A 17,671-nucleotide genomic window follows, 5' to 3' on the forward strand; every position below is an offset into this window, starting at 1 on the left:
ACGTGCGGTTACTAAAAGTGGCTAACAAAACGTAGCGAGCAGTCGTCAGGTGGGTGTGGACGGCGCGCTCAGAACCGGAGTGTACGAGGGGTACATGAGGATTCCGAGCACCGGCCGCGCCCGCCTGGCGGCTGCACAGTAGTTTTGCTAGCTACTTTCAGCCCCCGCATCCGGCGAGCCACGGCCCGCCATCCATCCCTGTGCGTGATGAGGAGAGACATCATGAAATACAGCACCACCCTGCTGTGCAGTGCGATTGCGTTGTCGTTGGCGGTCACCGCGCAAGCCCAGGACAGCCCTGGCCAGCAAGCCACCGAGCTGGACGCCGTCCAGGTGGTCGGCATCCGTGCCAGCCTGGAAAAATCGCTGGATACCAAACGTAACAACACCGGCATTTCCGAAGCGATCACTGCCGAGGACATCGGCAAGTTTCCCAGCACCAATGTGGCCGAAGCGCTATCGCAGATTCCCGGCGTCACCTTGGACCGACGCTTCGGCCAGGGCGAGCGCGTAAGCATCGACGGCACCGACCCCAGCTTGAATCTGTCGTTCCTGGATGGCCACCCGGTGGCACAGGCGATCTGGCTGTACGGCGAGCAGCCCAGCCGCGGATTCGATTACACCTTGCTGGCGCCGCAGATCCTGGGCCGCGTGGAGATCCTCAAGTCCTCCGAAGCGCGGCTGACCGAAGGCAGCCTCGGCGGCACGGTGCTGATGCACACGCGCCAACCGCTGGATCTGAAAGCCAACGAGATCGCCGGCTCCATCGGCTACAGCTACAGCGACCAGGCCAGCAAGGGCAATCCCAATGCGGCCCTGCTCTATAGCTGGAAAAATCCCGCAGAAACCTTCGGCATTGCCGTGTCCGCGCAGCACTATGAAGAACGCGTGGACCGCCGCGGCATGGAAGTATTCGGCTATGCGCCTGCCAGCACCTTCGCCAACGCCGCAGGCACGGTTCCGGCCGATGCAGACGTGCCCAACTCGATCAACGCTGCGTGGTTTCAGCAGGACCGCGAGCGCGACAGCGCAGTGGTCAACCTGCAACTCAAACCCAGCGACGCGTTGGAATTCAATCTGAGCGGCGTGTACATCAACGAGAAGTTCGACAACTACAACCAGTCGATGTACAGCTTTTTGACCTGGAATGCCGGCACGGTGGCCGCGGTGGACCAGCTAGGCGATGTGCGCAACGGCGTGGTGACCAGCGGCCATTCCAGCGCCAATACCGATCCGCTTGGCGGCACGGTGATCTACGACAACAACGTGCGCGAATCGGAAGTCACCACCAAAGGCCTGGATCTGCGCGGCGCGTTCCGCGGCGATGGCTGGGGTGTGAAGGGACAGATGGGACAGAGCAAATCCGAAAACAAGGATCTGTCGCAATACTTCATCGAGCCGTTCTACAACGGCGGCTTCCGTTGGGACACGCACCGCGGCATCCAGTTCGATGACCCTGCGCGCGCACGCGACCCGGTCAATTGGGGCTCGGCCGGCGGCTGGTTCGGCAACAACGGCATCTTCTCCACCGAGAGCAAGGACACCTACGGCCAACTGGATCTGGATGTGCAGTTCGATAGCGTGTTCAACCAGTTACTGCTGGGCGTGCGTCATGGCAAACATGAGGAACGTTTCGAGCTCAACGTCTACGGCGGAGTGACCCCTGGCACATTGGCCGATGTTGGCACGATCGGTCTGACCGACCTGCAGGATTTTTATCCCGACCACGGCCAGCACGTGCAGGCCGGGCGCAACAATGTGCTGAACTGGATCCGCAACAGCCCGGTCGATTACAACGCGCCGGATCCTGCCAGTTATCTCAACAACAGCTGGGCGCTGGAGCAGACCAATAACGCGGCCTACGCGCAGCTGAATTTCTCCGGCGGCGGTCTGCGCGGCAATCTGGGCGTGCGCTATGTGGACTCCAAGACCGAGGGCAGCGGCTTTGTCTATAGCGGCACACCGTCGCTGGCCAACGCCGACAGCCTGTGGCAGACGCGCACCCGCAAAGAGGACTTTCTGCTGCCGTCGCTGACCGTGTCCTACGACACCAACGAGGACTGGGTGTTCCGCTTTGCCGCGGCCAAGGTGATCGCCTGGGCACCCTACAACCAGATGGTCAACAATACCTTCCTCAACGACACCACGCTGACCGGCAGCGGCGGCAACGCCGAGTTGTCACCGTACGAATCGTGGAATTTCAATCTCTCGGCAGAGTATTACTTCGCACAGCAATCGGTGGTGGCGTGGTCGGTGTTCTACAAAAAGATCGACAACTACATCGACACCAGCACCAGCGTGGAGCGTCAGTACAACGCGCTGCGCGATACCGCACCGCAGAGTTGGGCGCAATTGCTCGGCAGCAACGGCTGCACCGCCGACGGCTACTGCGACTACAGCGTGCAGCGGCCGCGCAATGCCGGCGACGGCAAGGTCAAGGGCTTCAACCTCTCGTTCCAGCAACCCTTCGGCGACAGCGGCTTTGGCCTGACCGCCAACTACACCTACGCCAACGGCGAAAACAACACCGGCGATGCGCTGCCGTACCAGTCACGCAACAGCGTGGCCTTCAGCCCGTACTTTGAGAAAGGCCCGCTCAACGCGCGACTGACCTACAACTGGCGCGACAGCTATCTCGCCGGCGGCTATGTGGCCGGTGCGGCACCGGCCAGCGTGGACGACTACGCCGAACTCGGCGCCAGCATCGGCTATGCATTCAGCCCGAACTGGTCGCTGCAGATCGATGGGCAGAACCTGCTGGATAAAGAGTATCTGCAGTATCTGGGGGACAAGGACCATCTGGCCGGCCGCTACAAAAGCGGGCGGCGCTATATGGCGAGCCTGCACGTGAAGTTCTGAGGCTGCGACGTTCTGAGGCTGGCGTCTTCGTGGGTGCGGCCACTGCCATGTGGCCGCACCGCGCGGGGTGCGTTGGAAGCCTGCATCGGCCAGTACCGCTGGGCCATGCGTGGCGGACGCCACGCATGGCTCGTCCAAGCAATATGATCTACACGTCACGTCACGTCACGCATGGCACGGCAGGCGACCGACATGCCCTTGCGGCGGCCAAGCGCATGGCCCATCACTCGTCGCCAGGTAAGTGCGAACGGATCACGCTACAGCGGGCTGCAAGCAGCCGTACGCAATCCGCCGACAACTCATCAGCGCAACGCCGCCACCCGCTGCGACAATTTCTTCGCCGACACGCCGGACCTGGCACCGAGCTCCTGCGCGAACACCGACACCCGCAGTTCTTCCAGATCCCAGCGCAGCGCCTGCCAGTCGGCACGTTGCTGCAAGCCACGCGCAGCCGCATCGCCCAACGCATCCACAAACGGCTTGAGCTCGAGCATGCGCGACTGATCGCGCGCCGGGTCGCGCTTGGCACGCTCGGTCCGCAGGATCATCGCCTTGAGATAGCGCGGATAATTGGCCAGCGCCTCGGCAGGTGTGTCACGCAGGAAGCCGGCATGCACCAGCGCGCGCAACTGCTGCTCCATGTCGTCAAGATTGCCGCGTGCCCAGCCCATCAGTGGCGCTTCCAGCAACGGTTTGAGCTCGGCCACGGCGCCCAGGATGCTCTCGGCCAATTTGAGCCGTTCCATCGCTTCGCCGAACAGGCGCTTGGTCGCATCGTCGCGGCGTTGCGCAAACGCACCCGGGTCGCGGATCGCGCCCAGCCCGTCGGCCAGCACCGCATTGAGCGCGGCATCGACCAGATCGCCACGCAGCCGCTCTTGCGATTCGATCGCTGCATACAGCAGACCGGTTTTGGGCGAGACCGGCAACTGTTTGCGCGCGTGTTTGATCTTGTCGGCCAACGCGATTTCCAGCAGGCGACGCACGCCGCGCGGATGCGCCTGCGCGGCGTCGTTGCGGTCAGCAAAGATGCGTAAGGCAGCATCGTCGCCCTGATCCACCAAGGCCGGGTACGCCGGCACGCCAGCCTCGCCGGCGACCTGTTCGGGAATCGGCGTGGCGGGGAAATCGCGCAATCCTTCCGCAGCCAACGCGCGCCCGGCACGCGCAGCAAACGCCTGCCCGGCGCGTTCGCCGAAGCGCGCACGCAGCCCGTCCAGATCGCGCGATTCGGCCAGCACCTTGCCATCGTCGTCGCGCAGACGCAGGTTCATCAGTAGATGCGTGTCCAGCGATTCTTCATCGAAATCCAGCGCCGCGACCTGCACCCCGGTGGCTTTGGACAGAAAGCGCGCCAGCTCGCCACGGATATCGTCGGCAGACGGCAGGCTGTAGGCCTCGTAGAACGCACGCCCGAAATCCGGCGCTGGCACAAAATTGCGCCGCTGCACCTTGGGCAGGCTGCGGATCAGCGCCGATGCCTTGTCGGCGACAAAGCCGGGCGCCAGCCATGACAGGCGCGCCGGGTCCAGCGCATTGAGCAGGTGCAGCGGCACGTCCAGGGTGACGCCGTCATCGATCGCACCCGGCTCGAAGCGGTACTGCAACGGCAGCCGCGCATCGCCCAGCGGGAAATACTTGGGAAAGCGATCGGCCTCGCTGCCTTCGCCGGGCAGCAGATCGTTCAAGGTCCAGTGCAGGCCGCGGCGCTTGTCTGGCGGCAAGGTTTTCCACCATGCATCCAGGCCGCTGGCCGAATGCAGCTCGGCCGGAATGCGGTCCAGATACCAGCGCGCCTGCCAGCCTTCGTCGGCCACGATGCCGGCACGGCGCAGCTTGGCCTCTTCCTCGCGCGCCTGTTCCAGCACCTTGAGGTTGTCGGCCACAAACGCCGCGCGCGTATTGATTTCGCCGGTCACCAGGGCTTGCCGCACGAACAGATCGTGCGCGGCGGCCGGGTCGATCTTGCCGAAATGCACCGGCTTCTTCGGCGCCAGCACCAGCCCGAACAGGCTGATCTGCTCCGAGGCCACCACCTGCCCTTGCGCGCGCGACCAATGCGGGTCGAAATGCTTGCGTGCCAGCAGATGCGGCAGCTCAGCGATGGCCCAATCCGGCTCGATCGCGGCGTTGGTCATGCCCCACACTTTTTGCGTGTCCAGCAAGGTCGCCGCAAGAATCCACGGCGGTGGCTTGCGTGCCAATGCCGAACCCGGGAACGGCACGAACCGGCGTTGCCGCGCCGCCAAAAAGTCGCCCTTTTCGGTGCGATGGCCGATCTGCGTAGGCAGGCCCGCCAGCAGCGCGCGGTGCAGCGATTGGTACGCGGCAGCGCGTTCGCGCTCGCTCGCGCGCGCCGAGCCTTCAGCGGCCTCGGCTTGTTTGTTCGATGCCGCCGCAGCGGATTGCGTCGGTGGCGCAGTCGGATCGGGTTTGCCTTCGCGCGCAAGACGCGCGGCGCGATGCAGCTGCCCGCGCGTCGGCCGGTTGGCGTTATGTCCATCCTCGCGCGCAGGCGCGCTGGCGCCCGCCAGCAGCGGCGCCAGCATCACGTTGGCCGGCTCTTCGCTCCAGCCAAGTTCTTCGCACAACAGGCGCAACTGCCGATGCAGCTCGCGCCACTCGCGCATGCGCAAAAAGCCCAGAAAATGCCGGTTGCACCAATCGCGCAACTTGGACTGGGTGAGGTCTTCGTGCACCTGCCGGTACGCATCCCACAGGCGCAGGATGCCGACGAATTCCGAGCGCGCATCGGCAAACAATGCATGCGCATTGTCGGCCGCCTCGCGCGCTTCCGGCGGTCGTTCGCGCGGGTCCTGGATGCCCAAAAACGCGGCGATGATGATCATCTCGCGCAGGCAGCCGTGCTGCTGCGCGGCCACCAGCATGCGCGCCAGCTTGACGTCCACCGGCAGGCGCGCCATCTGCCGACCGATGGCGGTCAGACGGCGCTCGGCGTCGATCGCGCCCAGCTCCAGCAACTGCTGCCACCCATCGGCCACCGCACGCTCGTCGGGCGCTTCCAGAAATGGAAAGTCTTCGATCCGTCCCAGCCCGAGTTGCAGCATGCGCAGAATCACGCCCGACAACGACGCGCGCCGGATTTCCGGATCGGTAAACGCCGGCCGCGCGGCAAAGTCCGCTTCGGCATATAGCCGGTAGCAAATGCCTTCGGCGATCCGCCCGCAACGGCCCATGCGCTGATTGGCGCTGGCCTGCGAGATCGGCTCGATATGCAGGCGGTCCAGCTTCTGCCGCGGGCTGTAGCGCTTGACGCGCGCAAAGCCCGGGTCCACCACATAGCGGATGCGTGGCACCGTCAACGAGGTTTCGGCCACGTTGGTGGCCAGCACCAGACGCCGGCGCGGGCCAGGATTGAACACGCGGTCCTGGTCGGCCGCCGATAGCCGCGCATACAGCGGCACCACTTCGGTCTCGCGGTATTTGCGCCGTTCCAGCGAATGATGCGCATCGCGAATCTCGCGCTCGCCCGGCAGGAACATCAGCACATCGCCACGTGGATCGATGCGAGTGATCTCGTCAATTGCCGCCACGATCGCATCGTTGACGCTGCGCTCGCCGTCGCGGCCGGCATCCTGCGCATCGTCGCCGCCGCTTTCGCCTTCGAGCGGGCGATAGCGCACTTCGACCGGAAAGGTCCGCCCTTCCACATTGATCACCGGCGCATTGTCGAAATGCTGCGCAAAGCGCTCGGTATCGATGGTCGCCGAGGTCACGATCAACTTGAGATCAGGGCGTTTCTTCAGCAGCTGCTTGAGGTAGCCGAGCAGGAAGTCGATGTTGAGGCTACGCTCGTGCGCCTCATCCACGATGATGGTGTCGTAGGCCGACAACCAGCGGTCGCTGGCGATCTCCGCCAATAGGATGCCGTCGGTCATGAACTTGATGCGCGACTGCTCGCTCACCCGGTCGGTGAAGCGCACCTGGAAGCCCACCACGGTGCCCAACGGCGTCTTCAGCTCGTCGGCCACCCGCGCGGCCACCGCACGCGCGGCGATCCGGCGCGGCTGGGTGCAGCCGATCATGCCTGCGGCACCGCGCCCGGCGGCCAGACACAGCTTGGGCAGCTGGGTGGTCTTGCCGGAGCCGGTTTCGCCAGCGATGACCACCACCTGGTGGTCGCGGATCAACCCGATGATGTGCTCGGCTTCGCGTGCGATCGGCAGTTGCGTGTCGAGCGTGATTGCCGGCTGCTGCTCGGCGCGCGCCTGCCGCTGCGTCAGCGACGCCGCCAACGCCTGCTCGAACGCGTCGCGCAGCTGCGGGTTGCCGGGTTTGCCCTGCCAGCGCGACCATAGGCCAAGCAGGCGGCCCCGGTCTCGGCTCATTGCGCCATCCACGGCGTGGCGGCGCTCACGCAGCAGCGTGGCAAGGTCGGTGTCGATAGCGCTCATTGATGGAAAAATGTGAAAGATTGAATGACGTTTGATCCTTTAGCCTGTCTATTGTGACGCCATATCTGTTCCATCAGACATCCACTTCCTCAGAAGGGCCATCCCATGTCCAAGAAAAAGAACGCCAACAAGCCCGTCGTCATCAACGATGCCCTGCCGGTCGCTGCCGCGTCGGCGCCGCATATCGATATCGGGATCAAGGACGGCGATCGCAAGAAGATCTCCGACGGTCTGGCCCGCTACATGGCTGACGCCTTCACTTTGTATCTGAAGACCCACAACTTCCATTGGAACGTCACCGGGTCGATGTTCAACTCGCTGCACACCATGTTCGAAACCCAGTACACCGAGCAGTGGGCCGCGCTGGACGAAGTGGCCGAGCGCATCCGCGCCCTGGGCTATAACGCACCGGGCTCCTACAGCGAGTTCGTCGCATTGACCTCGATTCCGGAAGAGCCGGGCCTGAGCGACAGCGCCGACTGGCGGGAGATGGTGCGCCAGCTGGTCAGCGGCAACGAAGCGCTCTGCCGCACCGCGCGCAAGGTACTGGGCACCGCCGACGATGCCGGCGACGACCCGACCGTGGACCTGCTGACCCAGCGTCTGCAGACCCACGAAAAGTACGCCTGGATGCTGCGCTCGCTGCTGCAGTAACCCCTTGGGCTTGGCCCCTGCGGGTTTGCCCAAGGTTTCGCCGCGCCGAAACCTTGGGCGCCTGCTCACTGCCTGCCATACCCAGCGCCTTCGGCGCGCCCCCTGAGTCAGGGGGTGCTTTGTGCTGTCAGTTGTTGAGCCCCTCTCCCTCCGGGAGAGGGGTTGGGGTGAGGGTACGGTGCGAAGCTTCATCCAGCTCAACCTCACAAGACCTCACACACCGCTGATCAACCGCCATCACCTCGCGGCGTTCCCCGACCAGCCAGTACGCAACACTGCCGGCATGACACCGACCAGAGCTTGACCCGCACGGTATCCTAGGCGGATGTCTTCCCCCGCCCACGAACTGCTCAGCCGCGTCTTCGGTTACGACGACTTCCGCGGCCCGCAACAAGCCATTGTCGAACACGTCGCTGCCGGCAACGACGCCCTGGTACTGATGCCCACCGGCGGCGGCAAGTCGCTGTGCTACCAGGTGCCAGCGCTGTTGCGCGACGGCATCGGCATCGTGGTGTCGCCATTGATCGCGCTGATGCAGGACCAGGTCGAAGCCCTGCGCCAGCTGGGTGTGCGCGCCGAATTCCTCAATTCCACGCTGGATGCGGAAAACGCGCAACGGGTCGAACGCGCCCTGCTGTCAGGCGATCTGGATCTGCTCTACGTCGCACCGGAGCGCCTGCTCACCCAGCGCTTCCTGTCGTTGCTGGAACGCAGCCGCATCGCGCTGTTCGCCATCGACGAAGCGCATTGCGTATCGCAATGGGGCCACGACTTCCGCCCCGAATATCGCCAGCTCACCGTGCTGCACGAGCGCTGGCCGCACATCCCGCGCATGGCCTTGACCGCCACCGCCGACCCGCCCACCCAGCGCGAAATCGCCGAGCGTCTGGATCTGGTGGACGCACGCCACTTCGTCAGCTCCTTCGACCGCCCCAACATCCGCTACACCGTGGTGCAGAAGGACAACGCGCGCAAGCAGCTGCAGGAATTTCTCACCCGCCATCGCGGCTCGGCCGGCATCGTCTATGCGATGTCGCGGCGCAAGGTCGAAGAAACCGCCCAGCAGCTGTGCGCGCAAGGCTTCAACGCGCTGCCCTATCACGCCGGCCTGCCCGCCGAAGTGCGTGCGCAGAATCAGCGCCGTTTCCTGCGCGAGGACGGCATCATCATGACCGCCACGATTGCTTTTGGCATGGGGATCGACAAGCCGGACGTGCGCTTCGTGGCGCATGTGGACCTGCCCAAATCGCTGGAGGGCTACTACCAGGAAACCGGCCGCGCCGGCCGCGATGGCGACCCGGCCGAAGCCTGGCTCTGCTACGGCCTGGGCGATGTAGTGCTGCTCAAGCAGATGATCGAACAGGGCGAAGCGGCCGAGGAGCGCAAGCGCCTGGAACGCGCCAAGCTCGATCACCTGCTCGGCTACTGCGAATCCATGCAGTGCCGCCGCCAGGTACTGCTGGCCGGCTTCGGCGAGACCTATCCCAAACCCTGTGGCAACTGCGACAACTGCCTGACCCCGGCAGCGGCGTGGGATGCCACGGTGGCCTCGCAGAAAGCGCTGAGCTGCGTGTACCGCAGCGGGCAGCGCTTCGGTGTCGGTCACCTGCTCGACATCCTGCGCGGCAGCGAGAACGAGCGCATCAAACAGCTTGGCCACGATCAACTGAGCACCTACGGCATCGGCCGCGACCTGGACGAGCGCACCTGGCGCGGCGTGTTCCGCCAGCTGGTGGCGGCCAGCCTGCTGGAAGTCGACAGCGAAGGCCACGGCGGCCTGCGCCTGACCGACGCCAGCCGCCAGGTGCTCAAGGGCGAGCGCCAGGTGATGATGCGCCGCGAGAATCCGGCCGCCGGACGGGATCGCGGCGCGCAGCGCACCGGCCTGCCGGTGCAGCCGCAGGATCTGGTGTTGTTCAACGCGCTGCGCGGTTTGCGCGCGGAACTGGCCAAGGAACAGAACGTGCCGGCCTTCGTGATCTTCCACGACAGCACGCTGCGCAATATCGCCGAGCAACGGCCCACCAGCATCGATGCGTTATCGCGGGTCGGCGGCATCGGTGGCGGCAAACTGGCCCGCTATGGTGCGCAGCTGATCGAGATCGTGCGCGAGCAAGGCTGATGCAACAGCGTGTGTCAGCGCCATGCCTGTCTCGACACAACAATCGGCCGAATCGACAGCGCGCATTCAATCAGCCGTTGCTAGTTTCACAAGGCGAGCTGGCACGCGCTGCCAGTCATTCCTATAGAGTCCAACCGATGAAACGCAGCCTGCTTCTCCTGGCCACTCTATTTGCCGCCGGTGGCGCGCTCGCCCAGACCGGCGATGTCAGCGCCGAACCGGCCACCGCCCGCTCGCTGGACCTGAGCGTCCCCCAGGCACCGCTGCAATACCGCTCCGACCCGGAGTACAGCACCGACCCGCCCGGCACGTTTTACGGCGACAAGAGCGGCCCCCGCCCGGCGCTGGCACGCCCCAGCGCCGCATCGATCGCGGCCGAACGCGCCGAGCAATGCCAGGGCAAGCTGCATGGTGCGGTCGAGACCGGCATGGGCTATTCCAACCGCGGCGGCAACAGCAACTGGCAGGCGGTCAATCTGAACTCCTGCAAGACCTATTACGACGACGACGGCAAGGCGCATCAGATCGGCGTCAGCATCAGCGTCGGCCGCGGCGAAGGCCCAGTGTTCGGCCCACGCTACGCACCCGGCGGTTATGGCCCGGGCCCGTTCGGCTGGTAACCATACGGCTGCGTCTGCGTTGACGGGGGGTTCACTGCCGCATCGCTGAAAATGTGGCTTGCCTTACGAGACGTGCTCATGTCACAGAACAAGGAACGGCCAGTTGTATTCGTCGTTGAAGACGGCGACGGCACCCGACAACTCAGCTGCCTTGTCCTGGAAAGTTACGGCTTTACCTGCCGCAGCGCCGGATCGGTCGAAGAAGCCCTGACCCTGATCGACAGCGACCCGCGCGTCGATGTGTTGTTTTCCGATATCCACTTCCCCGGCGGCCTGACCGGCGTGGATCTTGCGTTGAAGACTGCGTATGCGCCATACAACCTGCCCGTGCTGCTGACCTCCGGCCTGGCGGTCGAGTACGTGGAAGAGATACTGCCTGACGGCGTGGCCTTCCTGGAAAAGCCCTACACCCCCGAACAACTGCTCACCGCGATCCGCAGCGTGATGGCGAAACGCCGCGTGCTCGCCACCCCGGGCGTGTAACGCGGACGCCGCAGCTGGACGGCGGCCCACAATCCCGGTATGAAATGCCAGCCGTCGCGCGATGCGGCGGCAACGGGGATTGATCACGACATAGCTGTGCCAAGGCCGCGGTGCAATGCCCGCCTGGTGCCGCTGTGCTTTACGCCAGGGGACAACATGAAACAGCTAGTGACCGCAGCCATTGCCATGGCTGCGTTGAGTGGTTGCGCAACGGTGATGAACGACGCGACCCAGCCGATACGCGTCGATACCAAGACCGCCGACGGACAAACCGTCACCGGCGCCGACTGCGCCATCGGCAACGACAAGGGGCGCGTCACCCTGAAGTCCGGCCAGACCGCACAGGTGCGCCGGTCCGCGCACGATCTGGAGGTCACCTGCGTGCTGCCCGGTCAGCGCGATGCGGCGGGCCGCTCCATCTCGCGTGCCAACATGGGCATCTGGGGCAACATCCTGATCGGCGGCGCGATCGGCGCCATCGTCGACCACAATAAGGGCACCGGCTATACCTACCCGAGCTGGATCCAGCTGGTGTTCGGGCAGACGCTGAGCTTCGACCGCCGTCGCGAGGAACGTGGGCAGCCACTGCAAGGCGAGACCGCGCAAGGCGGTGTGGTGGCGGCAAGCGGCCGCACGCACAACGAAGCGGTGACAACGCCACTGGCAACCGATGCCCCCACCGTCGCGCCTGCCCGCGTTGCGGCATCGCCCGTCGTCGCTGCGGCTCCGACGACGCCTGCAGGCCCGGCGATGTCGAGCGAATCGTCCATGGCACGCGCTCAAAGCATCAGCAGCGGTTTGAACTGTGGCCCGGTGCAAGCGGCTGGCCCCACCCGCTTCACTGCGACCTGCCAGAGTGGCAGCACGGTGCAGATCGATTGCGCCGGCTTCCGCTGCACGCCCGCGTTTCAGTGACCTTCGGCGACTGCGCTCCGCTGCGAGCGCAGTCGCACCAGCATGGTTGTCGGGAACACCCCGACAGCCTGTAGGCGCGCCCCCGATTTACGTGATGCGCGTCTCATTTAAACTGCAACCTCCGGACGCGAGGCCTGTTGGGCCGCTCAACTCGCGGGGCGCTGAGCACGCCCCTGCCGGTACATTGCTGGTGCAGACCTGCCGTGGCGCAGTGCTGTCTTGCATCGGCCAACGCGCTCGTCAGAACGTTGCGACGCGATGAGCGCGCTCCGTTGGCTTTTCATCTGTGTGCCTGCGCGCGTCGTTTCCGTGTGCCAACAGTTGCGTCTGCTGATGGAAACCTGCACTTCACTTGATGTCGCGAAGCGCGTCCAGCGATGCGAACGGCATCGTTGCTGCAGTCGACACACGTGGCGACCATCGCTGATCTGCTGACTGATCCAATCGATCTCGTCTGCTGGCTGATCTCATTGGTGCAGTACGCATCCTGCTCGCGCCTGCGTCGCACGGTTCGAATATCGCTGGCTGCTGGTCGCAGTACCGCAGTTGCTGACACGTCTGTCTGAAGTTGGTTGACCTGCGATGGCTCTGACTGCGCACGTGGCCTCCGTGCTAGTTGCACCAAACGCCGCAGAGCAAGCGCCTCCACTGCAGCAATGCACTCCTAGCCGCACGACAGTGCTCCTGGCCTTCGAGCTAAGTAAGCGTGCGTCGATGCATGCGTGCTTGCATTGATGCGTGCTTGCAAGCAAGCAAGCGCATTTCACGCGATCACGCAGACCGCTCGCTAGGCTAACGTCAGTGCAGCGCTTCGCTGCAATGACTTTCAGGAGATTCTCATGGGCGACAACGCGTTTCTGACACCGGCATTCGCCATCTTGGTCATCGGGATCATCGCCGTGGTGTTCTGGCTGGTGACCCGCGCCAAGAAAAGGCGCAACAAGAAGTAAGCGAACCAAGCGTCAGCCTGCGACGTCCTTGCGCGGTACGCATCGCTCCGTGCGATGCGGCCGGTCGGGCGTCGGCCGACGTGAGTCGGCGCGTGCTTGGTACACGCCTCATGATGTTAGATGTCGACATCGCGAAGGCCGCAGCAAAGACGCTTGGTTGCCGTACAGCAATCCGCGTTTGCCGAAACGCATCGCTGTGTCGGTGCGGCCACCGTAGTCAAGTGCGCTACGTGCAGACACCGTACGCACACTGGCCAACACGTCTCTTAGAAACGTTCGCCCGACGGCAGATAACGCCACTGGCCGATGGCCAGCTTGCCCAGCGACACGCGGCCCACGCGCAGCCGGCGGATGCTCACCACGTCCAGCCCCACCTCGCCGCACATGTAGCGCAGTTGGCCGGGCTGCACGTGCTTGATCGCAAAGCGCAGCCGCTCTTCGTTCTGCCAGCTCACCTTGCACGGCGGCAGGCTGCGCTGCTGATACACCAGACCGTGCGCCAGACGCGCCATGCCATACGGGCGCAGCTCGCCGCGCACTTCCACCAAAAATTCCTGCTCGATCGAGCTGGCGTCGGCCGTCAGCCTGCGCAGTACGCGGCCGTCCTGGCTCAACACCAGCAAGCCGCTGGCGTCGTCTTCCAGCGGCAGCGGCGCGCTGAGGCGCAGAAAATGCCGCTTGAGCACGCGCAACTCGGCGTTGTCCAGCTCGCTCCGGCTTGCCGGGTTGGCCAGCGCCAGCGCAGCGTCGGCGGTCATGCCTGCCGGCTTGTGCAAGAGCAAGGTGGCAGGCTCGGCAGGTTCAAGCACTGCATCCGGTGCAAGCGTCACCTGCACGGCGGTTGCCAGGGCCTGCGGCTCTTCGACAACGACCCCGTCCACGCTGACCCAGCCACCCTCGATGTACTGCTGCGCCTCGCCACGCGAGCAGCCAAACTGCGCGGCAACGCATTTATCGAGACGAATGGGATCGGACATCGGGCAAGCTCAGCATCAGGGCACGGCAGTGTACGTGCTGGGTCGCCGAATGCGTGAGGCGAGCGCCTTTCCAGTCACCCGCTCCACAGGTGGCCACGCCACGAAAAGCGCAAGGACGCTGCGGCACTGCCTGGCGTCACCCCACCGACGCGCTTTCATCCGTGCATGCTTCTGCCCAGCAGCACAAAGTGGGAAACTCAGCGCTCACACAGGAGCTCGCAGATGTTCATCAAGTTCGGCACCACCCGGGTCCGCGTCACCCATATCTCCGTCATCAGCGATCCGTTCAACGCCGGCGAAAGCTTCGGCTCGTATTGCCACTCGGTCCGGGTCGGCATGATCTCTGGCGAAGAGGTCTTCGCGCGGTTCAACAGCGAGTCCGATGCACGACAGTTGCACGCCGACGTACTGGCTGCGCTGGAAGCCTGATGCCGGTTGGTAGCGCGGCGCGCGTGCTCGGCTGCTGAGGTTCGCCTCGTCACCAGATGCAGTGCGCGCTGCCGACAGTGCTTCACGCTCGCACGCAGTGCCCTGCACTGCGGGGCACTGGCGCAACATCGATCGACGCAGGTTGACAGCATCCCTCGCTGACGCTCCAACGAATCTGCGCAAGGTCCATTGCAGGTGGTGGGCAAGACGCAATCCGACGCGCGTACCAGCGTGTCACGCGCGGCAGAACGAGCGTTCTGCAGGTGACACGCATCGATCCAGTCAGACGTTACAAGTGCGACTAACAAATGGCGCGCGCGATCAGTGATCGATGCGGATTCCTGCACATACGCTGCGACGACATGCGTATTGCGAGCACTATTTCCAGCATCGGCAACATCTATTTAACGTGCACGCAAAAGCGGCGTTAGCTGCGCTCCATGCCTCTGACGCCATCAAGATGTCAGGCGCCGATGGACAGCTGTCGGGGAATCTCTTCCGCGCAATGAATCCGCTGTAACTATTACAGAACGGAAGGCTTTAGCACACCCGTCTCCAGCCGCTAGCTGGGCAAGAGGCTTGAGTGGATGCACCCCGCATCCACTGGCCCCTTCAGCTGCGCTAACTGGATGCGGTTATGAACAATTATTTGCAACGCTTCAATGTCGGTCGTCGCTTGGGCATGGCCTTCGGCATTTTGATTCTCTTGTCGGGTCTGCTTGTGGCGACCGGCCTGATCACCATGTCCAACGCCCGCTATGAGCTGGACACCATCGTCAACAACAACATGGAGCGCATCCGGCTCTCGAACGACATGCTCGACGCCAATACCAACGTGGCGATCGGCCTGCGCGACATCGTGATGGTGTCGGGCGATGCAGCAAACCGCAGCGCAATGGAGATGGTCCAAGACAATCGCGCGCGTTACAAGGAGTCTCAGGCTGCACTGGCGGCCATGCCCAGCAGCGACGTAGAAAAGGCTGCGCTCAAGCTGGTGCAGGAAAAACGCGACATCTCGGTCAAGTTCAACAACCAGATTCTCGACTACGGCATCCACGACCAGAACCAGGAGGCCATGGGCTTGTTGCAAGGTGCGGCCGCCACTGCGATGAATGAGCAGCAGGCCGCCATTCGCGACAACGCCGCGTTGGAGCGGCGCCTGAGCAAGGAAGCATATGCCGCGGCTGTGCAATCCATGCATCGCGGCAAGGTCATCCTGGCAAGTGGCGGCATCGCGGCGCTGGTCATCAGCACCTTGCTGGCGTGGTTGATCACGCGCAGCCTGACAACACCATTGAGTCAGGCCACACGCACCGCTGAAGCCATCGCCGCCGGCAACCTGCACAACGACGTCCACACCACCGCCACCGACGAAACCGGCCGCCTGCTGCAGGCCATGGACAAGATGCAACTGCAGGTGCGCAACCTGATCGCTGCACAGACCGATATGGCCAGGCATCACGACGCCGGCACGATCAGCTTCCGCATCGATGCTTCGGCATTCCCCGGCGACTACGGCCGCATGGCCAACGACACCAATCTGCTGGTGGCCTCGCACGTTGCCGTGCAGACCGATCTGGCACGCATCATGGGCCGCTATGCGGTTGGCGAACTATCCGAAGACATGCAGCCGTTGCCCGGTGAAAAAGCGGTGTTCAGCGACACCATGTCCCAAGTCAAGCTCAACCTCTCGGCGATGAATCACGAGATCAAGCATCTGGCGCAGTCGGCCGCCAACGGCGACTTCAGCGCGCGCGGCGATGTCGAGCGTTTTCAATTCGACTTCCGCATCATGGTCGAAAGCCTCAATCATCTGATGTCCACCGCCGACGGCAATCTGCAGTCGTTGTCGTCGTTGCTGCAATCGATCGCCGCCGGCGATCTCACCGCGCGCATGAGCGGCGACTTCCGTGGCGTGTTTGCGCAAATGCGCGACGACGCCAATGCCACCGCCAGCCAGCTGGCGCAGATCGTCGGCAACATCCAGCAGTCGGCGGTATCCATCAACGCGGCTGCCAGCGAGATCGCGGCCGGCAACCAGGATCTGTCGCAACGCACCGAGCAACAGGCGGCCAATCTCGAAGAGACCGCAGCGTCGATGGAAGAACTGACGTCCACCGTCAAACAGAATGCCGAGGGCGCACGCCAAGCCAATCAACTGGCGATCGGTGCCGCACGCGTTGCCTCGCAAGGTGGCGAGGTTGTGGGCAAGGTCGTCGACACCATGAGCGGTATCGAAGCCTCCTCGAAGAAGATCGCCGACATCATCAGCGTCATCGATGGCATTGCGTTCCAGACCAACATCCTCGCGCTGAACGCAGCGGTGGAAGCCGCACGTGCCGGCGAACAAGGCCGTGGCTTTGCCGTGGTCGCCTCCGAAGTGCGGACGCTCGCACAACGCTCCTCCGCTGCGGCCAAGCAGATCAAGGATCTCATCGACGACTCGGTGCAGCGCGTGGCCGATGGCTCGGCGCTGGTCCACAGCGCCGGCAAGACCATGAGCGAAGTGGTCGCGAGTGTGCAACGCGTCACCGACATCATGGGCGAGATCTCCGCCGCATCGCAGGAACAATCGGCCGGCATCGAACAGGTCAACCAGACCATCACTCACATGGACGAAACCACGCAACAAAATGCAGCGCTGGTGGAAGAAGCCACCGCCGCCGCACGCTCGATGGAAGAGCAGGCAGCGCAGCTCACCGATGCGGTGGCCATCTTCAGAATCGATGCACGACAGGCGCATGACGCCAACACGCGCACGGCCGCTCCGGTCGCACGGCTGCTCCACAAAGTCGCCAACGCCTGATCGATCCACGGCGGCAAGTTCGCCGCGATATCTCCAGCACCGCCGCGTGCAACATGTCAGCAAAAGAGCGCCGCCTGGCGCTCTTTTGCTTTGGCTATTCACGCATCACGCCATCGGCAAGCGCTTGCGCGTGACACGGGTGCGCGAGCGCGAGCGAACCTTCGCTATGGCGCATCTGCTCGACCAAGCACGCGCGCGATAGGCACTGCCTAACAACTTCGCAGTGCCGCAACCGTCGACGCAACCACTACTCCCGCTACCGACACATGGCATCGCCCTCACCCCAGCGCGCTTCACCGGCGCGTCGTATCGCGCTTCGCTTATGACTTCACAAGTTCGCACTCTGGTGCGCCTGCGGTACAGATGTGACCCATCATCATTACTTCATCAGTTGACCTTCGAGAAGTGGTTATTTATTTCCTATCACTGTGAACAGTCATT

General features: G+C 63.9%; 10 protein-coding genes and 1 other RNA gene. 8 read left to right on the forward strand and 3 right to left on the reverse strand.

Annotated elements, in window-relative coordinates:
- Window positions 1-19: 19 nt before the first annotated feature.
- Window positions 20-96: non-coding RNA, sX9 sRNA (locus ABQU90_RS08480), on the reverse strand.
- Window positions 97-222: 126 nt separating this feature from the next.
- On the opposite strand from ABQU90_RS08480, the gene ABQU90_RS08485 reads away from it, so the two are divergent.
- The gene (locus ABQU90_RS08485; protein ID WP_323521400.1) at window positions 223-2,859 is read left to right on the forward strand and encodes a TonB-dependent receptor; all 2,637 of its coding nucleotides are present in this window, start codon (window positions 223-225) and stop codon (window positions 2,857-2,859) included.
- Between the two features lie 302 nt (window positions 2,860-3,161).
- Here the strand turns inward: ABQU90_RS08485 and hrpA are convergent, their stop codons facing one another.
- Complete coding sequence (gene hrpA / locus ABQU90_RS08490) at window positions 3,162-7,274, reverse strand: ATP-dependent RNA helicase HrpA (protein WP_323521401.1); 4,113 nt, start codon at window positions 7,272-7,274, stop codon at window positions 3,162-3,164.
- Window positions 7,275-7,379: 105 nt separating this feature from the next.
- Here hrpA and ABQU90_RS08495 point away from each other — a divergent pair, with 105 nt between their 5' ends.
- From ABQU90_RS08495 to ABQU90_RS08515, 5 genes are all read left to right on the forward strand, one after another.
- On the forward strand, window positions 7,380-7,928 hold the full coding sequence (locus ABQU90_RS08495) for a Dps family protein (RefSeq protein ID WP_055849144.1): 549 nt from the start codon (window positions 7,380-7,382) through the stop codon (window positions 7,926-7,928).
- A 325-nt stretch (window positions 7,929-8,253) separates the two neighbouring features.
- Window positions 8,254-10,050 (forward strand): DNA helicase RecQ, encoded by a 1,797-nt coding sequence (gene recQ, locus ABQU90_RS08500; protein WP_055849142.1) that lies wholly within the window; start codon window positions 8,254-8,256, stop codon window positions 10,048-10,050.
- Window positions 10,051-10,187: 137 nt separating this feature from the next.
- Window positions 10,188-10,670, forward strand: coding sequence for a hypothetical protein (locus ABQU90_RS08505; protein ID WP_055849139.1), 483 nt, complete (start codon window positions 10,188-10,190; stop codon window positions 10,668-10,670).
- 78 nt (window positions 10,671-10,748) lie between these two features.
- Window positions 10,749-11,153, forward strand: coding sequence for a response regulator (locus ABQU90_RS08510; RefSeq protein WP_055849136.1), 405 nt, complete (start codon window positions 10,749-10,751; stop codon window positions 11,151-11,153).
- 156 nt (window positions 11,154-11,309) lie between these two features.
- Window positions 11,310-12,068, forward strand: a complete 759-nt coding sequence (locus ABQU90_RS08515) for a hypothetical protein (protein ID WP_323521402.1) — start codon at window positions 11,310-11,312, stop codon at window positions 12,066-12,068.
- A 1,216-nt stretch (window positions 12,069-13,284) separates the two neighbouring features.
- Here the strand turns inward: ABQU90_RS08515 and ABQU90_RS08520 are convergent.
- Entirely contained in the window at window positions 13,285-13,995 is a 711-nt protein-coding gene (locus tag ABQU90_RS08520) for an rRNA pseudouridine synthase (RefSeq protein ID WP_055849133.1), read from the reverse strand.
- A gap of 222 nt (window positions 13,996-14,217) precedes the next feature.
- Between ABQU90_RS08520 and ABQU90_RS08525 the strand changes: the two genes are divergently transcribed.
- Entirely contained in the window at window positions 14,218-14,424 is a 207-nt protein-coding gene (locus ABQU90_RS08525; protein ID WP_055849131.1) for a hypothetical protein, read from the forward strand.
- 637 nt (window positions 14,425-15,061) lie between these two features.
- Window positions 15,062-17,230: a methyl-accepting chemotaxis protein gene (locus ABQU90_RS08530; protein WP_323521403.1), complete on the forward strand. Its 2,169-nt coding sequence runs from the start codon at window positions 15,062-15,064 to the stop codon at window positions 17,228-17,230.
- The last annotated feature ends 441 nt before the right edge of the window (window positions 17,231-17,671 follow it).

This window comes from Xanthomonas sp. WHRI 10207, from assembly GCF_040202975.1.
GTDB lineage: Bacteria > Pseudomonadota > Gammaproteobacteria > Xanthomonadales > Xanthomonadaceae > Xanthomonas.